Source organism: Bradyrhizobium sp. 142 (assembly GCF_023074015.1).
Lineage (GTDB): Bacteria > Pseudomonadota > Alphaproteobacteria > Rhizobiales > Xanthobacteraceae > Bradyrhizobium.
Map to the genome: position 1 here is coordinate 43,433 of NZ_JADPKQ010000389.1, position 23,934 is coordinate 67,366.

General features: G+C 63.5%; 28 protein-coding genes and 2 pseudogenes. 13 read left to right on the forward strand and 17 right to left on the reverse strand.

The features are described 5' to 3' along the window. Positions 1-276: 276 nt before the first annotated feature. From IVA82_RS35680 to IVA82_RS35695, 4 genes are all read right to left on the reverse strand, one after another. Positions 277-1,287 (reverse strand): TorF family putative porin, encoded by a 1,011-nt coding sequence (locus IVA82_RS35680; protein ID WP_247381552.1) that lies wholly within the window; start codon positions 1,285-1,287, stop codon positions 277-279. A 399-nt stretch (positions 1,288-1,686) separates the two neighbouring features. Then, complete coding sequence (locus tag IVA82_RS35685; protein ID WP_247381542.1) at positions 1,687-2,061, reverse strand: histone; 375 nt, start codon at positions 2,059-2,061, stop codon at positions 1,687-1,689. Positions 2,062-2,105: 44 nt separating this feature from the next. Further along, positions 2,106-3,452: a glycolate oxidase subunit GlcF gene (gene glcF / locus IVA82_RS35690; protein ID WP_247381538.1), complete on the reverse strand. Its 1,347-nt coding sequence runs from the start codon at positions 3,450-3,452 to the stop codon at positions 2,106-2,108. Continuing rightward, positions 3,449-4,687 carry an FAD-binding protein gene (locus tag IVA82_RS35695; protein ID WP_247381537.1) on the reverse strand — a complete coding sequence of 413 codons (1,239 nt, stop codon included), beginning with the start codon at positions 4,685-4,687 and terminating at the stop codon, positions 3,449-3,451. The genes glcF and IVA82_RS35695 overlap by 4 nt, the downstream gene beginning before the upstream one ends. 211 nt (positions 4,688-4,898) lie before the next feature. Here IVA82_RS35695 and IVA82_RS35700 point away from each other — a divergent pair, with 211 nt between their 5' ends. After that, on the forward strand, positions 4,899-5,237 hold the full coding sequence (locus IVA82_RS35700) for an antibiotic biosynthesis monooxygenase family protein (RefSeq protein WP_247381536.1): 339 nt from the start codon (positions 4,899-4,901) through the stop codon (positions 5,235-5,237). Positions 5,238-5,334: 97 nt separating this feature from the next. Here the strand turns inward: IVA82_RS35700 and IVA82_RS35705 are convergent, their stop codons facing one another. The 3 genes from IVA82_RS35705 to IVA82_RS35715 are packed head-to-tail and all read right to left on the reverse strand — an operon-like array spanning position 5,335 to position 7,943. After that, positions 5,335-5,658 (reverse strand): hypothetical protein, encoded by a 324-nt coding sequence (locus IVA82_RS35705; RefSeq protein ID WP_247381534.1) that lies wholly within the window; start codon positions 5,656-5,658, stop codon positions 5,335-5,337. Further along, positions 5,613-6,443 (reverse strand): hypothetical protein, encoded by an 831-nt coding sequence (locus tag IVA82_RS35710; protein ID WP_247381533.1) that lies wholly within the window; start codon positions 6,441-6,443, stop codon positions 5,613-5,615. Before IVA82_RS35710 ends, IVA82_RS35705 begins: the two co-directional genes overlap by 46 nt. 6 nt (positions 6,444-6,449) lie before the next feature. Then, a complete protein-coding gene (locus IVA82_RS35715) occupies positions 6,450-7,943 on the reverse strand; it encodes an FAD-linked oxidase C-terminal domain-containing protein (protein WP_247381531.1) in 1,494 nt (497 codons plus the stop codon). A gap of 281 nt (positions 7,944-8,224) precedes the next feature. Between IVA82_RS35715 and cycA the strand changes: the two genes are divergently transcribed. Then, positions 8,225-8,620 carry a cytochrome c-550 CycA gene (gene cycA, locus IVA82_RS35720; protein ID WP_247381529.1) on the forward strand — a complete coding sequence of 132 codons (396 nt, stop codon included), beginning with the start codon at positions 8,225-8,227 and terminating at the stop codon, positions 8,618-8,620. 18 nt (positions 8,621-8,638) lie between these two features. Here cycA and IVA82_RS35725 read toward each other — a convergent pair whose 3' ends face one another. Further along, a complete protein-coding gene (locus tag IVA82_RS35725; protein WP_247381527.1) occupies positions 8,639-9,595 on the reverse strand; it encodes an alpha/beta hydrolase in 957 nt (318 codons plus the stop codon). Between the two features lie 321 nt (positions 9,596-9,916). Between IVA82_RS35725 and IVA82_RS35730 the strand changes: the two genes are divergently transcribed. After that, positions 9,917-10,099 (forward strand): hypothetical protein, encoded by a 183-nt coding sequence (locus IVA82_RS35730; RefSeq protein ID WP_247381516.1) that lies wholly within the window; start codon positions 9,917-9,919, stop codon positions 10,097-10,099. An 11-nt stretch (positions 10,100-10,110) separates the two neighbouring features. Here IVA82_RS35730 and IVA82_RS35735 read toward each other — a convergent pair whose 3' ends face one another. From IVA82_RS35735 to ykgO, 3 genes are all read right to left on the reverse strand, one after another. After that, the gene (locus IVA82_RS35735; RefSeq protein ID WP_148736991.1) at positions 10,111-10,371 is read right to left on the reverse strand and encodes a hypothetical protein; all 261 of its coding nucleotides are present in this window, start codon (positions 10,369-10,371) and stop codon (positions 10,111-10,113) included. A gap of 124 nt (positions 10,372-10,495) precedes the next feature. Next, positions 10,496-11,134: a tetratricopeptide repeat protein gene (locus tag IVA82_RS35740; RefSeq protein ID WP_247381514.1), complete on the reverse strand. Its 639-nt coding sequence runs from the start codon at positions 11,132-11,134 to the stop codon at positions 10,496-10,498. Between the two features lie 114 nt (positions 11,135-11,248). Next, positions 11,249-11,374, reverse strand: coding sequence for a type B 50S ribosomal protein L36 (gene ykgO, locus IVA82_RS35745; protein ID WP_006611362.1), 126 nt, complete (start codon positions 11,372-11,374; stop codon positions 11,249-11,251). 297 nt (positions 11,375-11,671) lie between these two features. On the opposite strand from ykgO, the gene IVA82_RS35750 reads away from it, so the two are divergent. Genes IVA82_RS35750 through IVA82_RS35760 form a run of 3 tightly spaced genes read left to right on the forward strand, consistent with a single transcriptional unit; the run spans position 11,672 to position 13,799 of the window. Next, positions 11,672-12,556, forward strand: coding sequence for an amidohydrolase family protein (locus tag IVA82_RS35750; protein WP_247381512.1), 885 nt, complete (start codon positions 11,672-11,674; stop codon positions 12,554-12,556). 13 nt (positions 12,557-12,569) lie between these two features. Continuing rightward, entirely contained in the window at positions 12,570-13,310 is a 741-nt protein-coding gene (locus IVA82_RS35755; RefSeq protein WP_247381510.1) for a haloacid dehalogenase type II, read from the forward strand. Positions 13,311-13,331: 21 nt separating this feature from the next. Next, positions 13,332-13,799 carry a YbaK/EbsC family protein gene (locus tag IVA82_RS35760; RefSeq protein WP_247381507.1) on the forward strand — a complete coding sequence of 156 codons (468 nt, stop codon included), beginning with the start codon at positions 13,332-13,334 and terminating at the stop codon, positions 13,797-13,799. A 5-nt stretch (positions 13,800-13,804) separates the two neighbouring features. On the opposite strand, the gene IVA82_RS35765 is transcribed toward IVA82_RS35760, so the two are convergent. Continuing rightward, complete coding sequence (locus tag IVA82_RS35765) at positions 13,805-14,149, reverse strand: hypothetical protein (protein ID WP_247381505.1); 345 nt, start codon at positions 14,147-14,149, stop codon at positions 13,805-13,807. Between the two features lie 95 nt (positions 14,150-14,244). Then, positions 14,245-14,709: pseudogene (locus IVA82_RS35770) on the reverse strand (tripartite tricarboxylate transporter substrate-binding protein); the annotation flags it as partial. A 128-nt stretch (positions 14,710-14,837) separates the two neighbouring features. Between IVA82_RS35770 and IVA82_RS35775 the strand changes: the two are divergent. Beyond that, positions 14,838-15,094, forward strand: a pseudogene (locus IVA82_RS35775) (hypothetical protein). 103 nt (positions 15,095-15,197) lie between these two features. Here the strand turns inward: IVA82_RS35775 and IVA82_RS35780 are convergent. Then, entirely contained in the window at positions 15,198-16,133 is a 936-nt protein-coding gene (locus IVA82_RS35780; protein ID WP_247381503.1) for a LysR family transcriptional regulator, read from the reverse strand. Positions 16,134-16,251: 118 nt separating this feature from the next. Between IVA82_RS35780 and IVA82_RS35785 the strand changes: the two genes are divergently transcribed. The 4 genes from IVA82_RS35785 (at position 16,252) to IVA82_RS48665 (ending at position 18,750) form a co-directional block, all read left to right on the forward strand. Next, entirely contained in the window at positions 16,252-17,004 is a 753-nt protein-coding gene (locus IVA82_RS35785; protein ID WP_247381500.1) for an SDR family oxidoreductase, read from the forward strand. A 35-nt stretch (positions 17,005-17,039) separates the two neighbouring features. Next, complete coding sequence (locus IVA82_RS35790; protein WP_247381498.1) at positions 17,040-17,738, forward strand: pirin family protein; 699 nt, start codon at positions 17,040-17,042, stop codon at positions 17,736-17,738. A gap of 136 nt (positions 17,739-17,874) precedes the next feature. After that, positions 17,875-18,474, forward strand: coding sequence for an NAD(P)H:quinone oxidoreductase (wrbA, locus tag IVA82_RS35795; protein ID WP_247381496.1), 600 nt, complete (start codon positions 17,875-17,877; stop codon positions 18,472-18,474). Positions 18,475-18,615: 141 nt separating this feature from the next. Further along, a complete protein-coding gene (locus tag IVA82_RS48665; RefSeq protein WP_256469770.1) occupies positions 18,616-18,750 on the forward strand; it encodes a hypothetical protein in 135 nt (44 codons plus the stop codon). 31 nt (positions 18,751-18,781) lie between these two features. On the opposite strand, the gene IVA82_RS35800 is transcribed toward IVA82_RS48665, so the two are convergent. Further along, positions 18,782-19,249 carry an Lrp/AsnC family transcriptional regulator gene (locus IVA82_RS35800; protein ID WP_247381494.1) on the reverse strand — a complete coding sequence of 156 codons (468 nt, stop codon included), beginning with the start codon at positions 19,247-19,249 and terminating at the stop codon, positions 18,782-18,784. A 123-nt stretch (positions 19,250-19,372) separates the two neighbouring features. Between IVA82_RS35800 and IVA82_RS35805 the strand changes: the two genes are divergently transcribed. After that, entirely contained in the window at positions 19,373-19,918 is a 546-nt protein-coding gene (locus tag IVA82_RS35805; RefSeq protein ID WP_247381492.1) for an alpha/beta hydrolase, read from the forward strand. A 28-nt stretch (positions 19,919-19,946) separates the two neighbouring features. Here the strand turns inward: IVA82_RS35805 and IVA82_RS35810 are convergent, their stop codons facing one another. Continuing rightward, positions 19,947-21,092: a GNAT family N-acetyltransferase gene (locus tag IVA82_RS35810; RefSeq protein WP_247381489.1), complete on the reverse strand. Its 1,146-nt coding sequence runs from the start codon at positions 21,090-21,092 to the stop codon at positions 19,947-19,949. 141 nt (positions 21,093-21,233) lie between these two features. Then, positions 21,234-22,586, reverse strand: a complete 1,353-nt coding sequence (locus tag IVA82_RS35815) for an O-antigen ligase (protein WP_247381479.1) — start codon at positions 22,584-22,586, stop codon at positions 21,234-21,236. Between the two features lie 359 nt (positions 22,587-22,945). Here IVA82_RS35815 and IVA82_RS35820 point away from each other — a divergent pair, with 359 nt between their 5' ends. Beyond that, the gene (locus IVA82_RS35820) at positions 22,946-23,932 is read left to right on the forward strand and encodes a glycosyltransferase (RefSeq protein ID WP_247381477.1); all 987 of its coding nucleotides are present in this window, start codon (positions 22,946-22,948) and stop codon (positions 23,930-23,932) included. Positions 23,933-23,934: the final 2 nt, after the last annotated feature.

Genomic DNA, 23,934 nt, shown 5'->3' on the forward strand with positions numbered 1-23,934 from the left:
ACCGGTTCGGCCCGCCTGGCAAACAGCAGCCCTCAAACTCGTCATGCCCGGGCTTGTCCCGGGCATCCACGTTCTTCTCTTCCTCGGGGATAGACGTGGATGGCCGGGTCAAGCCCGGCCATGACGATGCGGCCACGCGCGCCATATTCGATTGCTACGTTCGACGGGCCCGAAGAAGCGCCGGCAAGCTCACATTGCAAATTCCGGCAATGCCGCCAAAGCAAAAGGGCGGCAGATCGCTCTGCCGCCCTTGCCCAATTCGTCTCGGGGAGAAGCTTACTTCAGGTTGCTCATCGCCGTCAGGTCGAAGGACAGCTTGGCGATACCGGCCGCGCCGCACCAATTGGAGCCGACGCCGGTCGGATTGATCGGGGTAATATTCGTGCCCAAGTTGGCCGCGATGTTGCCACGGGCTGAGAAGTCGCTGGTGAAAGCGTTGCAGTCGCCCTTCGACAGATCGGTGTCGGAGTAGCGCAGGTCCAGCGTCATGACCTTGTAGGTGAAACCGACGCCAATGTTCCAGGTGTTGTAGTCAGCATACTTGATGCCGTTCGGGAAGGCCGGAACGCCATAGAAACTGTCGGAGGTGCCGAGCCACTGACGGCCGAACTCACCCGAGACGTACATGCCGACGCCGCTCGAACCGAAGATCGTGCTGGGCGCAATGTACTTGCCGGTGATCGAAGCGTAGTTGCCCCAGGCGCCCGAGTTCAGGTAGCTCGGGGTGTAGTACTCGGTCACGCCGAACGACCAGTTGTCGTTCACCGTATAAGTCATCTTGCCGTAGACTTCGAAGAAGCTCAGGTCCTTCTTGATCACGTTGGTGTTGAGCAAGGCCTTCTCGGCGCATTCAGCGCCCTGGAACACGCCGGCGTTGTCGATGCCGGGAGCGCCGAAATAGCAGGTGCCGCCCGGATACAGGTAACCCCAGACACCGATGTCGAAGGCAAACGCTCCGAAGGTCGGGCGAATACCGCCGTAGATATCGATCTCGGCCGCAGCGCGGTTGGGGAAGGAGATGCTCTCACCGGCAACGCCCACATAGAGCTGGAGGTCTTTGGTGACGTTGTAACGCGGCTCGAAATAGGCCGCGACCGACGGTTTGTGATTCGACTGGGTGATACCGCGGAAGATGTAGTCGCTCATGATCGCGCCGCCGAAGGCGATATCCCAGGGGTCGAAGGCGGGCGGCGGCGGAGCCTTCAATGCCTTCACATGCATGTCTGCCGCGAAAGCCGAGCCCGTCACCATTGCCAGCGCCGTTGCCAACAAAGCCATTTTTTTCATTTCGATCCCCATCACCGGTTCTTAAACCCCAGTCGATCCCGGAAGCCCCCGGGGGCATACGACCTGACCGCAAAATTGCGTAACTGCGGCAATCTGGATGGGAGGAGGCGCCCCGTGAAGCAAAAAGCGCGGGCATCTGCCGACTTTTTGGGCGTTCTGACGATTCCATGAAAGGTTGTCAGCGTGTGTTGCTTCCCGACCACATTATTTGCATTGCGAAGTGCGCAGGAAGGGCCGTGATAGTACGGAAACCGAAAGGTTGTAGCACCCACGCTACGAATCAGACGAGGCGGGACATGGCGGCTACTCGGGGCGCCGGCGACGATGCAAAAAGGCCGCAGCGTCGTCGCTACGGCCCTTCTGTTCGCAGTCGTTGGAGGATGCGGGAGGGCCTTAGCCCTACCCTTCGGCCGGTGCTTGGTCCCCAGCAGGCGAAGGCGTCGCCCAACTCGTTTCCGGTGCCGGCGAGGCAGCTGGAGCCGGAGCTTCCGTTGGAGCCGGCGCAGGCCTCGCCCTGACCGCGCTCTTTTTGGCCGCGCTCTTCTTGGGCGCCGCTTTCTTGGCGGCTTTCTTGGCCGCCTTCTTTGCAGTCTTCTTGGCGGCCTTCTTCGGCGCAGCCTTCTTGGCCGATTTCTTTGCAGACTTCCTTGCGGATTTTTTCGCGGCCTTCTTGGCGGCTTTCTTTGTCGCCTTCTTCGCGGTCTTCTTCTTCGCCGCTACAACCTTTTTCGCCTTTTTGGCCTTCTTGCTTTTCTTCTTCTTCGCTTTCGCCATCGTGGTCCTCCTGTTGCCGCCAATCAATGGTCGATCGGGCGCCTTCAGCCGTCACCGCCGGACGCAGCGCCGCTCGACGAATTCGATGTCGGCCGCGAGCCGCCCGTAGCCCAATCGAGAAGCTCAATCGTGTGCACTACCGGAACTGACGTACCGCTGGCAATCTGCACCATGCAGCCGATATTGCCCGCGGCAATCATGTCCGGCTTGACGCTCGCGATGTTGGCGACCTTGCGATCGCGCAACCTGCCCGCAAGGTCGGGCTGGAGAATGTTGTAAGTCCCCGCCGAACCGCAACACAAATGGCTCTCCGGGACATCTTTCACCACGAATCCATTCTTGGAAAGCAATTCTTTCGGAAGCGTCGTGATTTTCTGCCCGTGCTGCAACGAACAAGCGGAGTGATAGGCGACGACGATGTTGTCCTGTCGCGTCGTCGGCGCGAGGCCCAGTCCGGCGACGTATTCGGTGATGTCCTTGGCGAGTGCGGAGACCTGCGCTGCATCGGCTGCGAACGTGCGATCTTCGCGCAGCAGATAGCCGTAATCCTTGATCATCGTGCCGCAGCCGGAGGCCGTTACCAGGATGGCGTCGAGGCCCTCGCCTGCCGCTTCTGCCCGCCACGCCGCGACGTTGGCACGGGCGCGGGCGAGCGCATCGTGGTCGTTGCCGAGGTGGTGGGTCAGCGCGCCGCAGCATTGCTCGTCCTTGACCAGCACGACCTCGATGCCGTGGCGGGTGAGCAGGTTGATGGCGGCCTGGTTGATACGCGGCGCCAGGACCTGCTGGGCGCAGCCTTGCAACAGCGCGACCCGGCCACGCTTCTTGCCGAGCGCCGCGAACACGCTGCCCGCGGCAGGGCCCGGCGACGGCAGGCGGCCCGGGGCCAACGCCAGCATCGCCTTGATGCGCTCGATCAGGCCGGGCGTGGCCGACGGCCGCGGCGTCGGCAGGAATACGGCAAGCGGACGGGCCAGCCGCGCCAGCCGCATGCTGGCGCGAAAGCGCTGCGGGTCCGGCAGGACGAATGCCAGCACCTGTCGCAGCAGCCGCTCGGCAAGCGGCCTCTGATAGCGCTGCTCGATCCTGACCCGGGCCTGGTCGACGAGGTGCATGTAGTTCACCCCTGAGGGGCAGGTCGTCATGCAGGCAAGGCACGACAGGCAGCGATCGATGTGTTTCACCACCTCCGACGTCGGCGCCTGGTCCTTCTCCAGCATCTCCTTGATCAGATAGATGCGGCCGCGCGGGCTATCGAGCTCGTCGCCGAGCAGCACATAGGTTGGACAGGTTGCGGTGCAGAAGCCGCAATGGACACAGGCGCGCAGGATCTTGTCGGCTTCCGCGATGTCGGGATCGGCGAGCTGCGCGAGTGAAAATTCGGTCTTCATGCCGCAGGGCTCCGCATCAGCCGTCCCCGGTTGAGGATGGTCTTCGGATCGAACCCGGCGCGGACCCGCTCGCTCAGAGCGGCAATGCCCGGAGCTTGCGGATGGAACACATCGACACTGTGCCTGACGTCCTCGGCCGCCCGGACCAGCACGGCGTGCCCATCGACGGCGCCCGCGCGCATACGCACGGCGGGAGCATGCGCATCATCTTTCGGCGGCAGCGCTGCCCAGATCAGGCCCCCGCCCCAATCGTAGATCAACTCGCCGCCGGTCTCGCGCGCCAATTGCGTGCCGAGCGCCGCGCCTGACGCGGGCGGGCAGACGATCCGCCAGACCGGCCAGGCGCCCAGGGCGCCGCTGGCCGCGAACGGCAGGACATCGCGGATCGTGGCCCATAGCGCCGAAGACGCGGCATCCTCGACCAGCGTCGCGGTTCCGAACGGCGCCAGCAATTCGAGCAACGAGCCGGCGCGATGGGCGGCGGAGGCCGTGATCCCCTCGAGCCGCAGCACGGTCAGCGCCTCGCCCTCGCCGACGATGTCGCCGAGCCCTTCCGTTCTGGCCCGCAACGCCGATCTCGGCAGATGCGCGGCGGCGGAAACGTCGAAGGGCGAGCCGAGCGCCACGGTCATCGCCTTGTTGGCCGCGGCATCGTCGAGCCCGCGCAGCAGCAGCGTCCGCTCGGCTTCCGGCTTCGGCATCACCTTCAGCGTGACCTCGGTCATGACCGCCAGCGTCCCCCAGGAGCCCGCCAGCAGCTTGCAGAGATCGTAGCCGGTGACGTTCTTCACCACCTTGCCGCCTGTCTTGAAGCTGTCGCCGAAACCGGAGACGGCGTGCGCCCCGAGCAGATGGTCGCGCGCGCCGCCCGCCTTGATGCGCCGCGGCCCGGCCAGTCCCGCGGCGATCATGCCGCCGATGGTTCCGAGCGCGGGCGTGCCGAGCAGCGGTGCCGTGTTCATCGGCTCGAAGGCGAATTGCTGATTCTTGGAATCGATCAGCGACAGCACGTCGGCCAGGGGCGCGCCGGCCTGGAGCGTGACTATGAGCTCGTTGGGTTCATAGGAGGTCACCGCGCTCAGCGCCGAGACGTCGAGTACGGCGTTCGTCGCCATCGCATGGCCGATGCCGCGCTTGGTGCCATGACCGATGATCTCGAGCGGCTGCTCATTGGCAATCGCCGCGCGCACCACCTCTTCGACGTCTTTGGCGTCTCTGACTTTGAGCGTATCCACGGAAGAGGCGGTAACGAAATTCGCGGCGGAAATCAATTCGCGCGCAACCTCGCGTCCCCATCTCGAGAGCTAGGCTTTCGCGCTGCACCGCCATGAGGCCGGCATGGTGCACAGGCCTGCGGCGCATTCTCACTTCGATCATCATCGAATCATTCACATACAAAGTTCGTTATTGGTCGAATTGTCCTCTCCCCGCAAACGGAGCGTCACCATGAACGAGCAGGCAATGAACCAGCGAGCCATCCATCAGGCGATCAGCGGCGGCGGCCTACTGGTCGTGGCGCAATGGGAGGCCAAGGCCGAAGAGGCTGACAGGGTTGCCGAGATCCTGCGCAGCTTCCTCCCGCACGCGCAGAGCGAGCCCGGCGTAAAACTGTTCCTGATCAGCCGCGCCAAGGACAATCCGGCGCAGTTCCTGTTCTACGAGCTGTTCCGCGACGAAGCGGCCTTCAAGGCGCATCAGGAGAGTGTGCATTTTAGGAGCCATATCGCCGACCAGGCCCTGCCCCTGCTCGCCAGGCGCGAACGCACGCAATATGCGCTGATGTAGACTCGGGGCGGCATAGGAAAGCCGAACGGCGCAGCCTCGCCGTGCCGTTCGGCGCCGCGTCACTCCTGGTGATGCGTCTCCTGCCAATCGCCGCCTCTCACGCGCGATCGAACCAAAACGTGACCGTCGAGTGAACTTCGGCGAGGACTTCTCCCGAAACAGCGTCGACATAGACGGTCCAGGACGTGGAAGATCCGACTTTGCGGTGCTCGCCAACAACCACGATTTCCCAAAGGTGCGGAAGGTCGTTGAGCGACCTGAGGGTCATGGCTCCCGAGCGCCCCCCGTCAAATCCGCTGGGAATGGTTAGATTTGCCATAATTGCTGTAATGTCGGGGCTGTCGAGCCACTTCTCTGGCAAGTGCATCGCTCTCATCAGATAGTCGGTCGCATAGGACGGTGCTGAATCTGCGCTGAACAACAGCCGGCCATCCTCCAGGAGGGCAGCCTGCACTGTCTCACCGCTGTCACCGTAGCGCCATTGTGCCCGCCAAACGCCGCGACCGCGAAGCCGTAAGTGTGCACACTCGTCAGGCACCAGGGCGGCTTGAATTGCGCCATGAACGGGGTGATGAGGTTCAGAGCCTCGCGTGCGCTGGGACCGGGTTTTGGGAACGTGATCTTTCGATTTGGAGGAAGCTGAAACCGCACCGCCGCGCTGGCCGGCTTGGTACCGAGCTTGCGTCCGGCACGATCGAGAAGGTCCTGCGTGTCGTTCTGGGCCAGATCGGGGGACAGCCACTGGTACGCGGGAAGACCGAGCAACTCGCCGAAGCGATATGCCGGTTGCGCACGCATCGCGTCTTCGTGGTCGAACGAACGAAGCAGCGGCTCGAGCGCCTCCGTTGCGACAAAGGGAGCGAGTGCGAGCGGATCGAATTGGTCGCGCTCGACTGCCGGCTGCGGGTCCCACCAGCACCCGAACTGGACCAAGGGGCGCTCCTTGTCCGCGAGTGCGAAGCTCCAGCCATGGTCGTCGGCGTAGCAATAATACAGAACGGGAAGGCCGGTCTGTTTCGCGAGATAATCAGCGAAACGAGCTTCGCCCGCGTTTCGATAGCTGGCCAAGCCGGCGTACGGAACGAAGCTCAGCCATCCATTCGCCGGTCCGAAGACGACGCCGCTGACCTTCGCCTGGCGCAGCACCTTTTGCGCATCGGCACGTTCGCCGACGCGTATATGATAGTTGGCACTGAATTCACTCATTGCGGGCTAGAACCGCGGAATACCCGGAAACGCCAGCTTGCCCGCGTGCACATGCATGCGGCCGAGTTCGGCGCAGCGGTGCAGCGTCGGAAACACTTTTCCGGGGTTGAGCAGGCCCTGCGCGTCGAAGGCGCATTTGAGGCGCTGCTGCTGGTTCAAGTCGATTTCGCTGAACATCTCCGGCATCAGGTCGCGCTTCTCGATGCCGACGCCATGCTCGCCGGTGAGCACGCCGCCGAACTCGACGCAGGCGCGCAGGATGTCGGCGCCGAAGGCTTCGGCGCGCTCGATCTCGCCGGGCTTGTTGGCATCGTAGAGGATCAGCGGATGCAGATTGCCGTCGCCGGCGTGGAACACGTTGGCGCAGCCGAGCTGGTATTTTTCCGACAGATCGCGGATGCGCGCCAGCGCCTTTGGCAGCGCGCCGCGGGGAATGGTGCCGTCCATGCAGAGATAGTCCGGTGAGATGCGGCCCACGGCCGGAAACGCCGCCTTGCGGCCCGCCCAGAACAGATTGCGCTCCGCCTCCGACGTCGAGATCTGGCAGGTGGTCGAGCCACAGCCATTGGCGATGGCCTCGACGCGGCTGATCAGCTCGTCGACCTCGATCTTGGGGCCGTCGAGCTCGATGATCAGCAGCGCCTCGACTTCGAGCGGATAGCCGGCATGAACGAAGGCTTCTGCGGCATGGATAGCGGGCTTGTCCATCATCTCCATGCCGCCGGGAATGATGCCGGCGCCTATGATGCGCGCCACGCATTCGCCGGCCGCTTCGACTTGCGCAAAGCCGACCATCAGCGCGCGCGCCGTTTCCGGCTTTTGCAGGATGCGCACCGTGATCTCGGTGATGACGCCGAGCAGGCCTTCGGAGCCGGTGATGACGCCCATCAGATCGTAGCCGGGACTTTCGCACCCCTTGCCGCCAATGCGCAGGATCTCGCCGCTCATCAGCACGATCTCGCAGCCGAGCACGTTGTTGGTGGTCATGCCGTATTTCAGGCAGTGCACGCCGCCGGAATTTTCCGCGACATTGCCGCCGATCGAGCAGGCGATTTGCGAGGACGGATCGGGCGCGTAGTAGAACCCGGCATGCGCGACCGCCTGGCTGATGGCAAGGTTAGTGACGCCGGGCTCGGTGACGACGACGCGATTGTCGAAATCGATCTCGCGGATGCGCTTGAACTTGCCGAGGCCCAGCAGCACGCCGTCTTCCAGCGGCAGCGCGCCGCCGGACAGCGACGTCCCGGAGCCGCGCGGCACCACCTTGATGCTCTGCCCGGCACAATATTTCAGGACGAGCGAGACCTGCTCAGTCGTATCCGGCAGCACCACGACCATCGGCGGCTGCCGATAGGCGGTCAGCCCGTCGGATTCATAGGCCCGCATCTCCGCGGCGCTGTCGATCACGCCTTCGCCGGGCACGATCGCGCGCAGTGCGGCGACGATCTCCGCACGGCGCGCGAGCACCGCCTGGTCGCTGGCAGGCATCATGATGGCCATAGCACATCCATCCTGGCATATCCTTCCGACTCGCCCCGCACGATCCATTTTGTCGCGGCAAATCAACCACGTCCGCGGTGGTTTGGGTAGGCCATCCGAAAGTCGGATCGACGATTGCAGGCGAGTTCGCTCTGGGACAAGTAGGAAATCGTGAAACCTGTCATGGTTTCGTGGCTTGTCCAAGCCGAGCGGGCCATGCCAAATGCGGCAGGCCCGACGGTTGCCGTCCGGCAAGAGACTGACCAGGCTAGACCCACCAGGGAAGAGACGAAGAGCACCCGATGAAAAAACTGACTTTTGGCGCACTGATGATCCTCACCGTGACTGCCACGACCTCCACTGCGATGGCGCAGGATGTCGCGGCCGGCAAATCGTCGTTCAACAAATGCCTGGCTTGCCACGCAATTGGCGAAGGCGCCAAGAATAAGGTCGGCCCCGAGCTCAACGGCCTCGATGGCCGCAAGTCCGGCACTGCGCCGGACTACAACTATTCCGACGCGAACAAGAATTCCGGCATCACCTGGAACGAGGCGGTGTTCAAGGAATACATCAAGGATCCCAAAGCCAAGATCCCCGGCACCAAGATGGCGTTCGCCGGCATCAAGAACGAGACCGAGATCAACAATCTTTGGGCCTACGTCTCGCAGTTCGACAAGGACGGCAAGGTCAAGCAGTAAGCGCTAGCAAGGCGGCCGCTAATCGGCGGCCGCCTGCACTGGGACGATCTTGCCGATCATCGTCTCGATTTCAGTCTTCACGAGATCCGGCTCCGCGATCTGCACCATGTGGCCGAGATCGGGCAGCACGATCAGCTTTGCATTCCGCACCAATGCTGCAAACGGACGGGCATGAATGTTGGTCGACACGGTCTTGTCCGGCTCGCCGGCGATGATCGTGACCGGCACTGTGATCTCGCCGTACCGCGCAACTTGCGCGGCGACCGATTCCTTCAGCGTCACCAGGTCATAGGCATTGGCGATGAACTCGCGCGGGCGCAGCAGCAGCGGCGTCGCGGAGTCCTTCACGAAGCCGTCCGGCATGACCTGCGGCAGGAACACGTCGCGCGCGCCGGGCTCGGCGAGGAAATATCCAAGCGGCAAGGTGACGGTGTAGGCGAGCAGTGGACCGACCACAGGCGTTGCTATGATCTCGTTGTAGCGGCCAACGCCGCCGCGCCAGGGATGCGTGACCGGCGCCAGCATCACGAGGCCGGCGACCCGATCCGGATGATCGAGCGCCAGCCGCGCCCCGAGTGCCCCGCTCCAGGAATGCACGACCACGATCGCGCGCGCGATCCCGAGCTTGCCAAGCGCCTCGTCGATCATCCGCGCCTGGATCTGCGGCGTCGAATCCTGCCGTCGCGCCCGCGTGCTCCAGCCATGGCCGGGACGGTCGAACAGGATAACACGATGATTCTTGGCCAGGAGATCGCCGAGCGGGCGGCGCATCGCTTCGAGATTGGAGCTCGCGCCATGCAACATCACGATGGGCGGGCCTGCGTCGCGCGGGCCGAGATCGACGACATGCAGCGTCGCGCCGTCAACCTCGATCATCTGGCCCTGCGGTGGAAAGGCGCGTTGCACGGCAACGACACCGGCCTGCGTGGCCAGCGCCAGCAAAACCAGCGCGGTCACGACTGACATCACGATCATGGAGAGAATCCGGACAATCCAGGGCACATGGCAGCTACGGACCTTGTCACACGGCAGTTTCGCTCCAGCGTTTCCACGGAAAGGGCTGCGGCTGTGGATATGTGCATAATCTCAATCCGCAAAAACGCAATGAAATCAGTGATGTTCTCAGCGATGCGCAAGCCCCGGACCAGCTTCATGCAGTCGTCATCGCGGCCTCCATATAATCGCCACGGTCGGTTCTGCCATCTAGGCGCGGGTGGGCGCCGATCCTCCTCGCAACCTTCTGGGGATGTGGGAAAGACCGGCAGGATTTGTCCTGGTTTGAACCGGAGGATTTTGATGAGCTTGAGATCGAAAGACACTGCCATCGACGAGATCGTCGCGAGCTGTAGCGGCGACCTGCGCGGAGCCGTACGGGCGCTGCTGTTGATCAACGAGCATCTCGAGGCGGAGCTCGCAAAGGCTTACGCCGCAGCCGCCGATCAGGGCCTCACCGAGCGCGGCAGCAGCGTCCTGCATTAGAACGCGGACGACTAATTCGTGCCGTCCTCGTCCTTTTCGTCGTCAGGACCGACTGCGGGACAGGCGCGGATGGTCGAGCGGGCAAGCTTGGCATCGGCTCTTGATTTGTAGGGACCGTCGCCGAACCAGACGTCGCCCGCGATCACGGGATTGCTGGTCACGATGTTGCATTTGCCGGTGGCACGGTTGCCGACCACCCAGAATAGCCCGTCGGCGAGGCTCACTGTCCCCGACGCCAACAGCAAACTACCTGCAAAGATCAAACGCTTCATGGCTTTGCTCCTGCCATGCAGTTAGGCCTCGCCTTGCCCGCGCAATAGCCCCCGCAGCGCGAGGCATGCGATCGTGGTTAATCGCCGCGCGTCGCAATCGATCGAAAGATGATCGAGTTATACGCTAGATGTCGCGGCCTTCGACCTTCTCGGTCAGGGATTTGACCTGGTCGGGAATCTTGTCGAGATGCGGATTGACGGCGAGCGCCTTGCGGTAGGCCTCGAGTGCACGTTTCTCGTCCCCGACCTCCTGCATGATCATGCCGAGGCCTGCGAGCGCGCCGAAATGGCGCGGTTCCCGGGCCAGCACTTGCTGGATATCGGCCAGCGAGCGGCCATAGTCGTTCTGCATGTAGTAGAGGGTCGCGCGCCGGTTCCAGGCCTCGATATAATCGGGCCGCAGCTTGATGACGGAATCCAGAAGCTTGATGGCGACGTCGATCTTCTGCGCGTCGACCGCCGTCTTGGCCCGCGACATCAGCAGCGCCGCGGTGTCGCTCGGGGTGTGGATCCAGATCGCCCAGATCCGCGCCTCGACATGCTTGGCGCTGGCTTCGTCAGGGGCGGCCTTCAGCGCGCCGAACAGGAAATCCAGATTCTTGGTGCGGTCGACCTTGGGAAGCTTGGCCGGTGCCTCGGGGATCTTTTTCTGATTGCCAGGCGGGGCCGGCGGATCAACCTGCGCCAGGGCCGGAGCAATGCCGGCGGTTCCCAGGACAAGGGCCAGGCACAGGGTAGGCGCGAATAGGAATCTTACTGTCATGGTGAAAGTCTAAACGCGTAAAGCCGCCCTTGCAAAGCAGGGACGGCGTCAAACTCGTGTGAGACCGTGGCCTTGCGGGGCGCGCTTGGGCGTCCGGCAGGGATCAGGCCGAAATCAGCCCTGGCGAGCCTTGAAGCGGCGCTGCACCTTGTTGATCACGTAGACCCGGCCCTTGCGGCGGACAAGGCGGTTGGCGCGGTGGCGGCCACGCAGTGATTTCAGCGAGTTACGGACCTTCATGGCAGAATCCTGAACGTTCGAAAGGCCGTGTTCGGCACTACCGTTTCGGCACGCGCGAATGTGGCAAAATGAGGTGTACCCCGCCGGCGGACGGCCGCCCGGGACGGGGCGGTTTCTAAGGCATGGCGGGACCGCATGTCAATGCAAACGGCCCCCTCCCAGCCGATTAACCTCGGGATAGGACTGAAACGGCCCCATCGCCACCGCGCCGCTCGCGACAGCCGAGCCTTGTCAGCCAAGCCTTGCCAATTTCGTTATATCCTATAATCAATTTGGCAACCCGTCGGGAGGACACCAATGCCGAAGCTGAAGCTGCCGAACATCGACGACGTTGTGGCGATCGACATCCATACCCATGCCGAGGAGCCCTGCGGCTGCCATGCTGATGACGGCTATGACGACTTCCAGGCGCAGATGGCGGAGTATTTCAAATCGCCGAACAAGCACCCGCCGACCGTGCCGGAGACCGCGGCCTATTACCGTTCCAAGAACATCGCCGCGGTGATCTTCCCGGTCGATGCCGAGCGCGAGACCGGCTTCCGCCGCTACAACAATTACGAGATGCTTGAGGTCGCCTCCGACCATCTCGACGTCCTCATCCCCTTCGTCTCGATCGATCCGCACAAGGGCAAGCTCGGCGCGCGCGAGGCGCGCAAGCTGATCGAGGAATACGGCGTCCGCGGCTTCAAATTCCATCCGACCATGCAGGGCTTCTACGCCAACGACCGCATGGCCTATCCGCTCTATGAAGAGATCAACAATGGCGGCGCGATCGCGCTGTTCCACACCGGCCAGACCGGCGTCGGAAGCGGCATGCCCGGCGGCATGGGGATGCGGCTGAAATATTCCAACCCCATGTACATGGACGACGTGGCGGCGGATTTCCCCGATCTCAAGATCATCCTCGCCCACCCCTCCTTCCCCTGGCAGGAGGAGGCGCTGTCGGTCGCCACCCACAAGCCGAACGTCTATATCGACCTGTCCGGTTGGTCGCCGAAATATTTCCCGCCGATCCTGGTGCGCTATATCAACTCGATTCTGCAGGACAAGATGCTGTTCGGCTCGGACTGGCCCGTGATCACGCCGGACCGCTGGCTCGCGGATTTTGCCAAGATCGACATCCGCGACGAGATCCGGCCGAAGGTGCTCAAGGCCAACGCGCGCAAGCTTTTGGGGATTTGACCGAGGGACCAACGTGATGATCAAAGCCGTCGTTTTCGACGCCTACGGCACGCTCTACGACATCCAGTCGGTCGCGGAGATCACCGAGGGTGCGTTTCCGGGCTACGGCGAGATCGTCACGCAGATCTGGCGCATCAAGCAGCTCGAATACACATGGTTGCGCTCGCTGATGCAGCGCTACCAGGACTTCACCGCGGTCACGCGTGACTCGCTGGCCTATACGCTGCGCGTGCTTGGGCTCGCCTATGAGAGCGAGACCTTCGAACGTGTGATCGAGAAGTATTTGCATCTCGATCTCTATCCGGATGCCGCAAGCACGCTTGCAGCGCTGAAGCCGCGCAAGCTCGCCATTCTGTCCAATGGCAGCCCGGACATGCTGAATGCGCTCGTACGCAACAGCGGCCTCGATCACCTGCTCGACGCGACCATTAGCGTCGATGCGAAAAAGATCTTCAAACCCTCTCCCGAAGCCTATGCGCTGATCGGCGAAGTGCTCGGCACCGCACCAGAGGAGGTTCTGTTCGTCTCCTCCAATCCCTGGGACGTGGCCGGCGCGAAATCGTTCGGATTGAACGTCGCCTGGATCGAGCGTGTCACGCCGGAGGCGATGGCTCTGGCTTGCGTCGAAAACGAACTCATGGCACCGCTGACCCTGTTCAAGGCGATCCGCACTCAGATGGATGAGCTCGGTTTTGCGCAGGACCATCGCGTCCGCGCGCTCTCCGAGCTGCCCGAGATCGCCGCCCGCCCGTGAGTTTGGAATGAGCCGCTTAGAATGAGCCTGCAATCCGTTCGCGATTTCTTCGCCGAGCAAGCCCCCGATATATCGGTCATTGAATCCCCGATCAGCTCCGCGACCGTGGCGCTGGCCGCCGAAGCCTATGGCGTCGAGCCCGGACGGATCGCCAAGACGCTGTCGTTGCGGATCGGCGAGCGCGTCATTCTCATCGTTGCCGCCGGCACCTCGCGGATGGACAACAAGAAGGTCAAGGCGGCATTCGGCGGCAAGCCGAAAATGCTCGGGCTGGAAGAGGTCGCGGAGATCACTGGCCACGAGGTCGGCGGCGTCTGCCCGTTCGGGCTGAAGACGCAGCTGCCGATCTATTGCGACGTGTCGCTGAAGGCGTTCGACGTCGTGGTGCCGGCCGCAGGCTCGACCCACAGCGCCGTGCGCATCACGCCCGAGCGGATGGCCGAGCTGACCGCGGCTGAATGGGTCGACGTCTGCGAGATCAGGCCGTAAGTCGGCTAATCGTCTTCATCATATGGCCGCGGTGCGGGCGGCGGAGGCGCTGCGTTGTAGCGCGGGGGCGGCGCGGCGCGATTGCGCGGGACCGGCGGCTGTGGCTGCACCTGGTTGTTGGACTGGAACACCGCGCGGCAACCACTGGAGAGCTGCGGCGTGTTCTGTTGCAAGCAGGCCACGATACGATTCACATCCGGGATCTGGTCGCTGCACAGGCGCCACACATCCGGTGTGCAGGCCATCTGCTGTTCCATCGTGCCACGGTATTCTTCGGCGGACGCCGCGCTCTGCGCCACGATGCCGCCGATCGCAAGCGCCACACCCAGCGCGATCCGCTCTGTTCGCATATACCGATCCTTCTCGATTCTCTCGAATTCTCGTCAATCAATGAGACGCGAGCTGGTTCTGGACCAACAAAAAATTGTGAAAGCTCGGCAGGAACCTATTCCACCTTGCCGATCTTCTTCACCGCCGCGATCAAGCGGGCGCTGTCGGTCGCGATAAATTGCGAAAACACCGGCGCGTCCTGATAGGCCACGAGACTCCCCGAGGCCTCGAAGCCCCTGAGCACCTCCGGGCTCGACATTACCTGCGCCATTGCCTCGCGCAGACGGCTCGCGATCGGCGCCGGCAGCGCGCTCTGCGCGAACAGGCCGGCCCAGATGTACATCTCGACATCCTTGTAGCCGAGCTCCCGAAAGGTCGGGACATCGGGAAAGCTCGCGATGCACCGCGCACCGCAATTGCCCAGCACGCGAAGCTTGCCGTCGTCGACCTGCGGCTTCAGCGTGCCCGGTGCCGCCGCGATCGCCTGCACGGTGCCACTCAGGGTCGCAGTGAGCGCAGGACTGGCGCCGCGGAACGGCACGTGCAGCAATTTGATGCCGGCGCTGCCCGCAAACATCTCCGCGTGCCGTAAGGCCCGGACAAGGATGTCTCGCGCCCGCGGGCCGCTTTTACGAAGTGTTAGCCGTGTTCGGCCCGCGGCCCGGAACGCATCCCTGATCCCACCGTTTCCTCTGCAGGGAGTGAGTGATGAGGAAACTTGGGACCATCGACGTCGCATTGGATGAGATGCTGGTGAATCTCGCTGCGATCGTGCTGCGGCTTTCGAAGCCGGAGTGACGCGAATGGCGGAAGCGCGGCGTGCATTGGCGCAATCCGTGCATCAATATGCAGTTTGCGCGAGGCGCTCGACCGACCCGCGCGTGCACGAACTGAAGTCGCAGCTGGAAGAGACGCCGAAGCCGAGCCTGCGGATTGTCGTGATCAATGGCATGAAGGTGTCGTAGTCGCATTCCGTCATTGCGAGCGCAGTGAAGCAATCCAGAGTGTCTCCGCGGAGGGATTCTGCTTCGCTGCGCTCGCAATGACGAGGTGTAGAAGCCGCCCGCTCTATAACGTCCTTGCTATTCCGCGCGTCCGCCGCTTGCAGGTCCCGGGCAATTTCGCAGCGAGAAAATCGCCGAGCGCCTCGACGCGTGCAGGCCGCGGGCCGCCGGGCGGCGTCACCAGGTGCACGGCGCCTTCGGCCTGCTTCCAGTCCTTCAGGATCACTTCGACCTGGCCGGAGGCGATCGCTTCGCCGACGATGAATTCGGGGAGCTCGGCAATGCCGAGGCCCGCGATCAGAGCCGGCATCACCGCTTCACCATTATTGACGCGAAGCTGTCCACCCGGACGTACGCTGGCCTGCTCGCCGGCCGCATTGGTGTAGTGCCAGACATTCGGCGTAGAGAGATAAGCGTAGGCGAAGCATTTGTGCTCGGCCAGATGCATCGGATGCGTCGGCCGGCCGTGACGCTTGAGATAGGACGGCGCGGCCACCGTGTAGCGCGGCATGGTGAAGAGCCGCCGCGCGATCAGCGACGAATCCGGCAGCCGCGCAATCCGCACCGCCATGTCAAAGCCCTCGCCGATCAGATCGACGGTCGCATCGCTTAAGTGTAGATCGACCGAGACGTCCGGATAGGCCTCGAAAAACTCCGGCAGCAATGGCGCCACGGCCTTCACTCCGAAGGTCATGGGCACCGCGAGCCGCACCAGCCCCCGCGGCGCCACCGATTGCGCCAGCGCCTCGTTCTCCGCCGCCTCGCCGTCGGCGAGCAGACGCGTCGCGCGTTCGGCGAGCTTGTGCCCGGCATCGGTCAGCGCGAGCCGGCGGGAGGTGCGGTTGAACAGCCGGGCGCCGAGCCGCTCCTCCAGCCGGGTCACCGCCTTGGACACTGTCGCTTTCGACATCACGAGCTCGCTGGCGGCCGCCGCAAACGACCGTAACTCCACGACTTTTGCGAAAACCGCGAGCGCCTCGAAATCGGGGAGTTTTGCCATGGGAGCCGGTCCGATAGGTCGATTTAAGGAAACAATGCGTTTCAACAGTTTCTATTTCTATACCACGGGCGGAGCCTTATCCAAGGGCAATCGCAATTCCAGGGAATGGAGAAATCCAATGACCAAGAAGCTCTCAGGCAAGGTTGCCCTCGTCACCGGCGGCTCGCGCGGCATCGGCGCGGCTTCTGCCCGCGCACTCGCCGATGAAGGCGCGGATGTCGCCATCAGCTTTGTCGCATCCCCCGAAAAGGCGAAAGCCGTCGTTGCCGAACTGAAGGCCAAGGGCGTGAAGGCACGCGCGTTCAAGGCCGACCAGGCCTCCGCCAAGGACGTGACGCAACTCGTCAAGGACGTTGCAAATGAATTCGGCCATCTCGACATCCTCGTCAACAATGCCGGCGTCGCCGCAGGCGGCGCGATCGACGATGCCAACGCCGACACGGAAGCCCTCGCCCGCCAGGATGCGATCAACGTGCATGGCGTGATCGCGGCGATCCGCACCGCCTCGCAGCTGATGGGTGAAGGCGGCCGCATCGTCACCGTCGGCTCGATGCTAGCCGACCGTGCCTCGTTCCCGGGGCTCGCCGACTACGTCGCCACCAAGGCGGCCGTGGTCGGCTACACCAAGGGCGCGGCTCGCGACCTCGGCCCACGCGGCATCACCGTCAACGTGGTGCAGCCCGGCTCGATCGATACCGACATGAATCCGAAGGACGGCGGCGAATTCGCCGAGACCCAGCGCAAGCAGCATGCGCTCCAACGCTTCGGCCGCCCCGAGGAAGTCGCAGCCGGCGTGGTCTTCCTGGCGAGCCCGGAAGCCTCCTTCGTCACCGGCACCGTGCTCAACGTCGACGGCGGTTTTGGCGCCTGATCCAGGCCTCACCCATTCAAACAAGGACTACGCAGATGATCGAACTCAGACCTTTCGCAAAGCTCGGCGGCGCCGATCACGGCTGGCTCAAGGCCAAGCATCATTTCTCCTTCGCCAGCCATTATGACCCGAACAATATGGGTCACGGCGCCTTGCGGGTGTGGAACGACGACGAGATCGCGCCGAACAGCGGCTTTCCCGCGCATCCCCACGCCAATATGGAGATCATCACTTACGTGCGCGAGGGCGCGATCACCCATCAGGACAGCCTCGGCAACGAGGGCCGGACCGAAGCCGGCGACGTGCAGGTGATGAGTGCCGGCAGCGGCATCCGCCACTCCGAGTACAATCTCGAGCCGACCAAGACCCGAATCTTCCAGATCTGGATCGAGCCTGCAGCGCGCGGCGGCCAGCCGACCTGGGGCTCGAAGCCGTTCCCGAAGGCGGACCGCTCCGGCAAGTTCGTCACGATCGCGAGCGGCGACGAGCACGACCGAGACGCACTGCCGATTCGCGCCGACGCGCGCGTACTGGCGACCACGCTGAAGGCGGGCGAGAGCGCCGAGTACGAGCCACAAAAGTCGCGTTACCTCTACCTCGTGCCCGCGGCAGGTGCGGTCGAGATCAATGGCGTGCGCGTCAACGCCCGCGACGGCGCCGCGATCCGCGACGAAGACAGGCTGAAAATCACGGCTCTGGAAGATTCCGAGCTCGTGCTCGTCGACGCAGCGTAAAGCGCTTCCGTCATGGCCGGGCTTGTCCCGGCCATCCACGCTTCTCCACAAGCAAACAAGAACGTGGATGCCCGGGACAAGCCCGGGCATGACGATCCAATCACCAAGCAACTCGACCACACAACGGAGACCATCCATGACCAAAGTTCTCGTCCTCTATTATTCCGCCTATGGCCACATCGAAGCGATGGCGAATGCGGTTGCCGAGGGCGCGCGCGAGGCCGGCGCCACCGTCGACATCAAGCGCGTGCCCGAGCTCGTTCCGCCTGAGGTCGCCAAGGCCTCGTACTACAAGCTCGACCAGGCCGCACCGATCGCCAAGATCGAAGACCTCCCCAACTACGACGCGATTATCGTCGGTACCGGCACCCGTTTCGGCCGGATGGCCTCGCAGATGGCGAACTTCCTCGACCAGGCCGGCGGCCTCTGGGCCAAGGGCGCGCTGCACGGCAAGGTCGGTGGCGCCTTCACGGCGAGCGCGACCCAGCATGGCGGCCAGGAGACGACGCTGTTCTCGATCATCACTAACCTCTTGCATTTCGGCATGGTCGTGGTCGGCATGAACTACGGCTTTGCCGGCCAGATGAATCTCGACGAAGTCACCGGCGGCGCGCCCTACGGCGCCACCACGATCACCGGCGGCGACGGCAGCCGCCAGCCCAGCGCCAACGAGCTTGCCGGCGCGCGCTATCAGGGGCGCGCGATCGCCGAGACCGCCAAAAAACTACATCGCTAAACTTCATGGCTAAACTTCATGGCTAAGCTTCACGGCTAAGCTTCACGGTTAAACTTCACGATCGACTGCATGGCTGATGCGATTTGGGCTGCATTCTCTTGTGGGAATGCCGCCCCATCTAACGTTGCAGGAGCAACGCGTATGGCCTTCGAAATCCTCTTGATCGCGCAGATGATCCGCAGGCCAGCTCAGGCGCTGGCACGGCGCTGGTACTGCCGCAGCCTGTTCCGGGCCTCGCGCGGCCGCTTCCACTGCGCCGGGTGCACCGGATCGTGAAACCTGCGCGCCGAGACGCGATCGCCCTGGGCTAGTCAGCCTTCTTGATGAGTTCACGACCGATCGGCCGCACCGGCTCGCTCCGCAGCACGAGCGATGTTGTGACGGCACCAAAGCCAGCAATTCGGTCCACGATCGTTTCCAAGTCCTCCGGCGCCGGCACGAGCACCTTGAGCACGAAGCAATCCTCGCCCGTCACCCGGTGGACTTCGACGATGTGAGGAATCTCACCGAACTTCTTCAGGCAGGTCTTGATGTGCTCGTGCGAGGTTCGCAGCCGTATCAGTGCCATCAGGCCGAGCCCCAGCGCTCGCGGGTTGATCCTGGCGCCATAGCCTTCAATGATGCCGGCCTCCTCGAGGCGCTTGACGCGCTCGGAGACCGCCGGCTGGGACAATCCCACTGAACGGCCAAGCTCGGACAAAGGCACACGCGCATTCGCTTGGAGCGCCTCCAGGATCCTGAGATCCTTGCCGTCTATGCTCCCTGAACGATCCAAGCGAATTTCTCCATTCGACCTTGAGATTATCGGCAAATGATCGTTTCCGCCGATGACTCGCCATGTGATCCATGACCCGGATCGATCACACTGCATCGTCATCCCAGATATCACGAGATACGCATGCGCAAAATGATCACTCTGCCCGGCATCGGAGGCTCCGGAGACACCCACTGGCAGACGGCTTGGGAAGAGGCGGACACGCGCTTCACGCGATTTCAGCCGGCGAGCTGGGATGAGCCGGAGCTTGATGACTGGACGCAATCCCTGGAGCGAGCGGTCGAGAGCTACGCGAAACCGCCCGTCCTCGTCGCGCACAGCCTGGCTTGCCTGCTCGTCGCGCATTGGGCGGCATGCACCCGATCGACGATTGCCGGAGCATTCCTGGTATCTGTCCCCGACCCGGACGGCGCCCGGTTTCCCGCAGCAGCCGGCTCGTTCAAGTCCGTTCCGACAGGACCGCTGCAATTCCCATCGCTGATCATCGCAAGCACGGACGATCCCTACAGCACGCTCGAGGTTGCGCGGCGGCGCGCGGACGAATGGCGGTCCGGATTGAAGGTGGTCGGAGCGCTCGGCCACATCAACGCATCAAGCGGGTTGGGCGATTGGCCGCAGGGCCGCGCGTTGCTGGATGACTTTGCGACGACCTCGCAAGAGGATGAGTAACAGCGACGGCGCCTGAACCCCGGAGACGTCAGCGCGTCCCCTTGCCGATCGCGCGCGCCGCCAACGCAGCGAGCCTTGGATGGCGGCGCAGTCCCTGCGCGACATGGTCTCGCCAGGCGTAAGGCACGCCGCGCCAGGACAGCGCGACGCTGACGTCGGTCAGCGGCAGCCGCCCGGCGCCGAGCCGGCGCTTGTAGTCCTGATTACCGATGCTGAGATCGAACCGGCGCACGCCCTGCGCATGCAGCGCCGCCATGGTGCGCTCGGTCGCGAGCAGCCCGGGAGAGAAGTTCGCCCAGGTCTTGCCGGAATGACTGATGCGCAACAGGAAATAGGTCGCGCCGTATTTGACACCGAACGTGGTGGCAACGATCCCCTTGTCGCAGACCAGAGCTGAGACGACGGCATAGCCTTCGGCGACACCCTGGCACGCCACCTCACGATAGAATCGGGCATGAGCATCGTCGTTCAGAACGAACCAAAAGCCGAGCTGTCTCATCCGCTCTGCTTGCTGGACGTCCATCACATCGAGAAATTCGCGCGCGCGCTCGGCATCGGCGGCGATCTCGAACCGCGCGCTGCCAAGACGGCTGAAGACGCGCCAGCACCGCGGCAGCTGCAACCGCCTGATCGACGCCTGATAATCCGCATAGTCATCGCCCGCTAGCACGATATTGCCGTTGAGCGAGCAGGATCCGATACGGCCGAGCGACACCAGCGGGTTCGGCTTGCCGCCGACATGGGCCGGCATCTTCTTCAGGCGCAACAGATCGAAGCGGTCCGGCAAGGCCCGCAGCCCTTCGACCAGCGCCCGGCCGATTGCAGGCATATCGGCGGCATCGAACGTGCCGTCGCACGCAAGGATCGGCGCGTTGTTGTCGGAGACGTCGAGATCGGCGAACTCGACGACGCGAATGCCCCGCCGCATATGGCTGATCATCGGCACCATCGCGATGTCCTTGCCGGTCGCGGCATTGGAGATCACGGCGATCAGCGGCGCGACACCGTCAAACGCCTCGTACCAGGCGCTGAGCCAGTAACCATGCTGAAACGCAGTGCGATGGCCATCGTTCAGGCGCGACGCTGCCTGTCGCCAGTCACGCGTGAAATCGACCGAGATTCTCCGCGTGCTGGACACCCGATCATCTGGTTGCTCGAGGCTGAGAAAGGTCATCCGCGTACAATTACTGAACTTTTCCAGGTAGATTATGCTTTGCCGCAGACCACAAGTTGCGTCGCTGCTTATCGTTAAGTCGCGCTGTCCTTCATGTGCCCCTTCATGTGCCGCTATGAAACGCGCGGCTGCGGCAACCTGTCAGCGATCCCGTTCCATCTGATCGACGCATTGGAACCTGGCCAGGAAGTGCAGCCCCGCTACCGCGAGAGCGAACATGAACCAGATCGGATTCTGCCGTTCGAGCAGGAAGGTTTCGGTCGTCCCGTAATACAGGCCGAACAGCCACACGGTCAGGAATAGTTTTCCCAGCGCGCCGCTGCGGTTGTGAGCATGGGCCGCCTGGAAATTCTTGAGCGGAGCGAGCACGAAGATGAAGATGACGAGGACCAGCCCCGGCAGGCCGATGGTGACGGCAAGATCGAGGTAAGAGTTGTGACTATGCGCGGCGGTCACCGCCCATTCGGAGCCCTGAGCCGTCTGCCGCTCGGTCACACCGTCCCAGAACGCCGCATAGCCGTGACCGATGACAGGCTTTTCGGCAACGGCGGCGAGCGCGAACTCCCAGATCTCGGAACGGCCGGTGAAGGTGGGATCGACTGGAAGTAGCCGCGTGATGGCGCCGAGGCCGGGACTGAGGACGCTGCCGACCGTCAGAAGGTTCATTGCGATCAGCGGCGCGAAGCAGACGATCCGCCTCAGCCACAAGCTTCGCGTGGCGTAGACGAGCGACGCCAGGGCGTAGATGGTCAGGCACAGCACCGACGACGTCTTGCCGCCGGTGAAGATCAGGAAGATGCCGGCAAGCGCAGCGATCACGGGGCCCATCACGAACGATCCGACTGCGCAGAGATAGATGCCGACATAGATCAGGATTGTCATCACGGGCGAAGCAACGTTCTTGTGGCCGAAACTGCCGCGCCAGTCGCCCGCGAGCTGCGGCTCGGTGATGTCGAGCGCGGTGTGGATCGAGTATTGCGGCGCGAGAAAGACGCCAAGATAGCACAGCACCAGCAGCACGAGCGCGCTACCGCCAAGACACAGGTTGAAGCTTCGCTGCGTTGGTGGCAGCAGCGGCAGCAAGACGGCGAGCGAGGTCACGCTGGCCGCCAGCACGAACCGCTGGATCGACACCTCTTGGCTCTCGGAGAAGACGAGGTTGACCAGCATCCAGCCGATGAAGCAGAGGTGCAGCGGGGTGACCAGGGTCTTCAGCGACGGCGCATCGCTGGTGATTGCGAATAGCACCGCGACCGCAGCCAGCAATCCAAAGGAGATGTAGTTCAGCGCCATCCGGCCGCCGACGACGTTGGCGACCGCCTCGCTGCGCAGGTCCGGAAAGGGATCGAGCGTAATCAGGACCAGCAACAGGGCGGCGACCGCGACAAGGCAGCGCGCCGCCTGCACGACATTCAGCTTCGCAAGCCCATCGCGCAGCACGTGGCCGAACGATCGGGCCTCAACGTCGGTCATGTCAGTGGCGCTGCGATCCATGGCTCAAGGCCGGTTCGATAAGCCGGGGAAGCTTCAGGTCTTAACCGACCCCCGTTAACCATCCGTCAACCAGGATGCCGGAGCTGCGCGATACAGCCTGCTCCCGCACGATGCTCGGCGAGATCTCGCAATATTGCAGCGCCTGCTGTGCCTGCGCGAGATTGTCCAGACGTAGTCGCGCACAGGCCTAATGTCACCGGCTTAACGCTATTCTACGAAACCGGCACGATGCGGGCCTTCGCAGCACCGATTTGGTCGTCATGCGGGTATGATCTGCAACGGCCGAAGCCGCATTCGCTGGCAATTGCCAGCGCGGCAGATGCACCCTGGTTAACAGATCATTAAAGACGAGCTGCAGCTTGATCACCGCCGACGAGGTACTCGATGGATCGGCCGCCCGGCGCGTAGCGACAGTCGCGCGAATCGCGCGGCCGGTGACCGCGGTTGCGTCAGTCTCAGTCGTCATTCCCGCCAAGAACGTTGCGGCCTATGTCGGCGAAACCCTCGCCAGCGCACTGGCACAAGGCGAGGTGAGCGAAGCGATCGTCGTGGATGACGGCTCAACCGACGATACCGCCGCAATCGTCCGAGCCATCCGCGACCCGCGGCTGCACCTGATGACTAACGACTCCGCCGGCGTGTCGGCGGCCCGCAATCTCGGCGCCCGGCACGCGAGCGGCGAGTGGCTGCTCTTCCTCGATGCCGACGACCGCCTGCGGCCCGGCGCGGTGGCGACGCTGCTCGCGGCGGCGCGCGCTGCTCCGCGCGCGGTCCTCGTCTACGGCGACTACAACACGATCGACAGCGAGGGACGGCAGATCGGCCGGCGGGACCTCCTCAAGGGACGCCGCAAACCGTCCGGCGACGTGCTGGCACGGCTCGCCAGCGGCAACTTCATCGTCAATGGCGGCATCGCGCTCGCACGTGCGGAGACCTTCCGCGCCATCGGCGGCTTCGACGTCTCGCTCAGATACTGCGAGGATTGGCATTGCTGGTGCCGCCTCGCCGCGATCGGCGAGTTCGAGTTTGCACCAAAGCTGCTGCTCGACTATCGGCTGCACACGGCTAACACCATGAATGCGGCGGTGCGGACGCCGCAGGATTTCTTCCCGGCGATCGCGCGTATCTTCGATGACGGGCTGATCCTGGCGAGACTTCCCGTGGGCTCGGCAGCCGGGCTGCGCCGGGCCGCCGAGATTCATCTCGTCACCTATTCGGCGATGCAGGCGATCCGCTTCGGCAGATATCGTGACGCCTTCGCCTATCTCGGAATGGTCGGCCGGCTGTCGCCCATATCGCTGCCGCGCGCCGCGACCAGGGTCGTCCTCGCCTGCTTTGGCATCTAGTC

What these genes read in the sequence shown, in the direction of transcription:
- IVA82_RS35760 (WP_247381507.1), top strand. Translation starts at nt 13,332, where the DNA reads ATGAGCCTGCAATCCGTTCGCGATTTCTTCGCCGAGCAAGCCCCCGAT.
- IVA82_RS35805 (WP_247381492.1), top strand. Translation starts at nt 19,373, where the DNA reads ATGCGCAAAATGATCACTCTGCCCGGCATCGGAGGCTCCGGAGACACC.
- IVA82_RS35740 (WP_247381514.1), bottom strand. Translation starts at nt 11,134, where the DNA reads ATGACAGTAAGATTCCTATTCGCGCCTACCCTGTGCCTGGCCCTTGTC.
- glcF (WP_247381538.1), bottom strand. Translation starts at nt 3,452, where the DNA reads ATGAAGACCGAATTTTCACTCGCGCAGCTCGCCGATCCCGACATCGCG.
- IVA82_RS35750 (WP_247381512.1), top strand. Translation starts at nt 11,672, where the DNA reads ATGCCGAAGCTGAAGCTGCCGAACATCGACGACGTTGTGGCGATCGAC.
- IVA82_RS35790 (WP_247381498.1), top strand. Translation starts at nt 17,040, where the DNA reads ATGATCGAACTCAGACCTTTCGCAAAGCTCGGCGGCGCCGATCACGGC.
- IVA82_RS35735 (WP_148736991.1), bottom strand. Translation starts at nt 10,371, where the DNA reads ATGAAGCGTTTGATCTTTGCAGGTAGTTTGCTGTTGGCGTCGGGGACA.
- IVA82_RS48665 (WP_256469770.1), top strand. Translation starts at nt 18,616, where the DNA reads ATGGCCTTCGAAATCCTCTTGATCGCGCAGATGATCCGCAGGCCAGCT.
- IVA82_RS35810 (WP_247381489.1), bottom strand. Translation starts at nt 21,092, where the DNA reads ATGACCTTTCTCAGCCTCGAGCAACCAGATGATCGGGTGTCCAGCACG.
- IVA82_RS35700 (WP_247381536.1), top strand. Translation starts at nt 4,899, where the DNA reads ATGAACGAGCAGGCAATGAACCAGCGAGCCATCCATCAGGCGATCAGC.
- IVA82_RS35785 (WP_247381500.1), top strand. Translation starts at nt 16,252, where the DNA reads ATGACCAAGAAGCTCTCAGGCAAGGTTGCCCTCGTCACCGGCGGCTCG.
- IVA82_RS35815 (WP_247381479.1), bottom strand. Translation starts at nt 22,586, where the DNA reads ATGGATCGCAGCGCCACTGACATGACCGACGTTGAGGCCCGATCGTTC.
- IVA82_RS35765 (WP_247381505.1), bottom strand. Translation starts at nt 14,149, where the DNA reads ATGCGAACAGAGCGGATCGCGCTGGGTGTGGCGCTTGCGATCGGCGGC.
- IVA82_RS35725 (WP_247381527.1), bottom strand. Translation starts at nt 9,595, where the DNA reads ATGATCGTGATGTCAGTCGTGACCGCGCTGGTTTTGCTGGCGCTGGCC.
- IVA82_RS35680 (WP_247381552.1), bottom strand. Translation starts at nt 1,287, where the DNA reads ATGAAAAAAATGGCTTTGTTGGCAACGGCGCTGGCAATGGTGACGGGC.
- IVA82_RS35685 (WP_247381542.1), bottom strand. Translation starts at nt 2,061, where the DNA reads ATGGCGAAAGCGAAGAAGAAGAAAAGCAAGAAGGCCAAAAAGGCGAAA.
- IVA82_RS35715 (WP_247381531.1), bottom strand. Translation starts at nt 7,943, where the DNA reads ATGGCCATCATGATGCCTGCCAGCGACCAGGCGGTGCTCGCGCGCCGT.
- ykgO (WP_006611362.1), bottom strand. Translation starts at nt 11,374, where the DNA reads ATGAAGGTCCGTAACTCGCTGAAATCACTGCGTGGCCGCCACCGCGCC.
- IVA82_RS35780 (WP_247381503.1), bottom strand. Translation starts at nt 16,133, where the DNA reads ATGGCAAAACTCCCCGATTTCGAGGCGCTCGCGGTTTTCGCAAAAGTC.
- cycA (WP_247381529.1), top strand. Translation starts at nt 8,225, where the DNA reads ATGAAAAAACTGACTTTTGGCGCACTGATGATCCTCACCGTGACTGCC.
- IVA82_RS35710 (WP_247381533.1), bottom strand. Translation starts at nt 6,443, where the DNA reads ATGAGTGAATTCAGTGCCAACTATCATATACGCGTCGGCGAACGTGCC.
- IVA82_RS35730 (WP_247381516.1), top strand. Translation starts at nt 9,917, where the DNA reads ATGAGCTTGAGATCGAAAGACACTGCCATCGACGAGATCGTCGCGAGC.
- wrbA (WP_247381496.1), top strand. Translation starts at nt 17,875, where the DNA reads ATGACCAAAGTTCTCGTCCTCTATTATTCCGCCTATGGCCACATCGAA.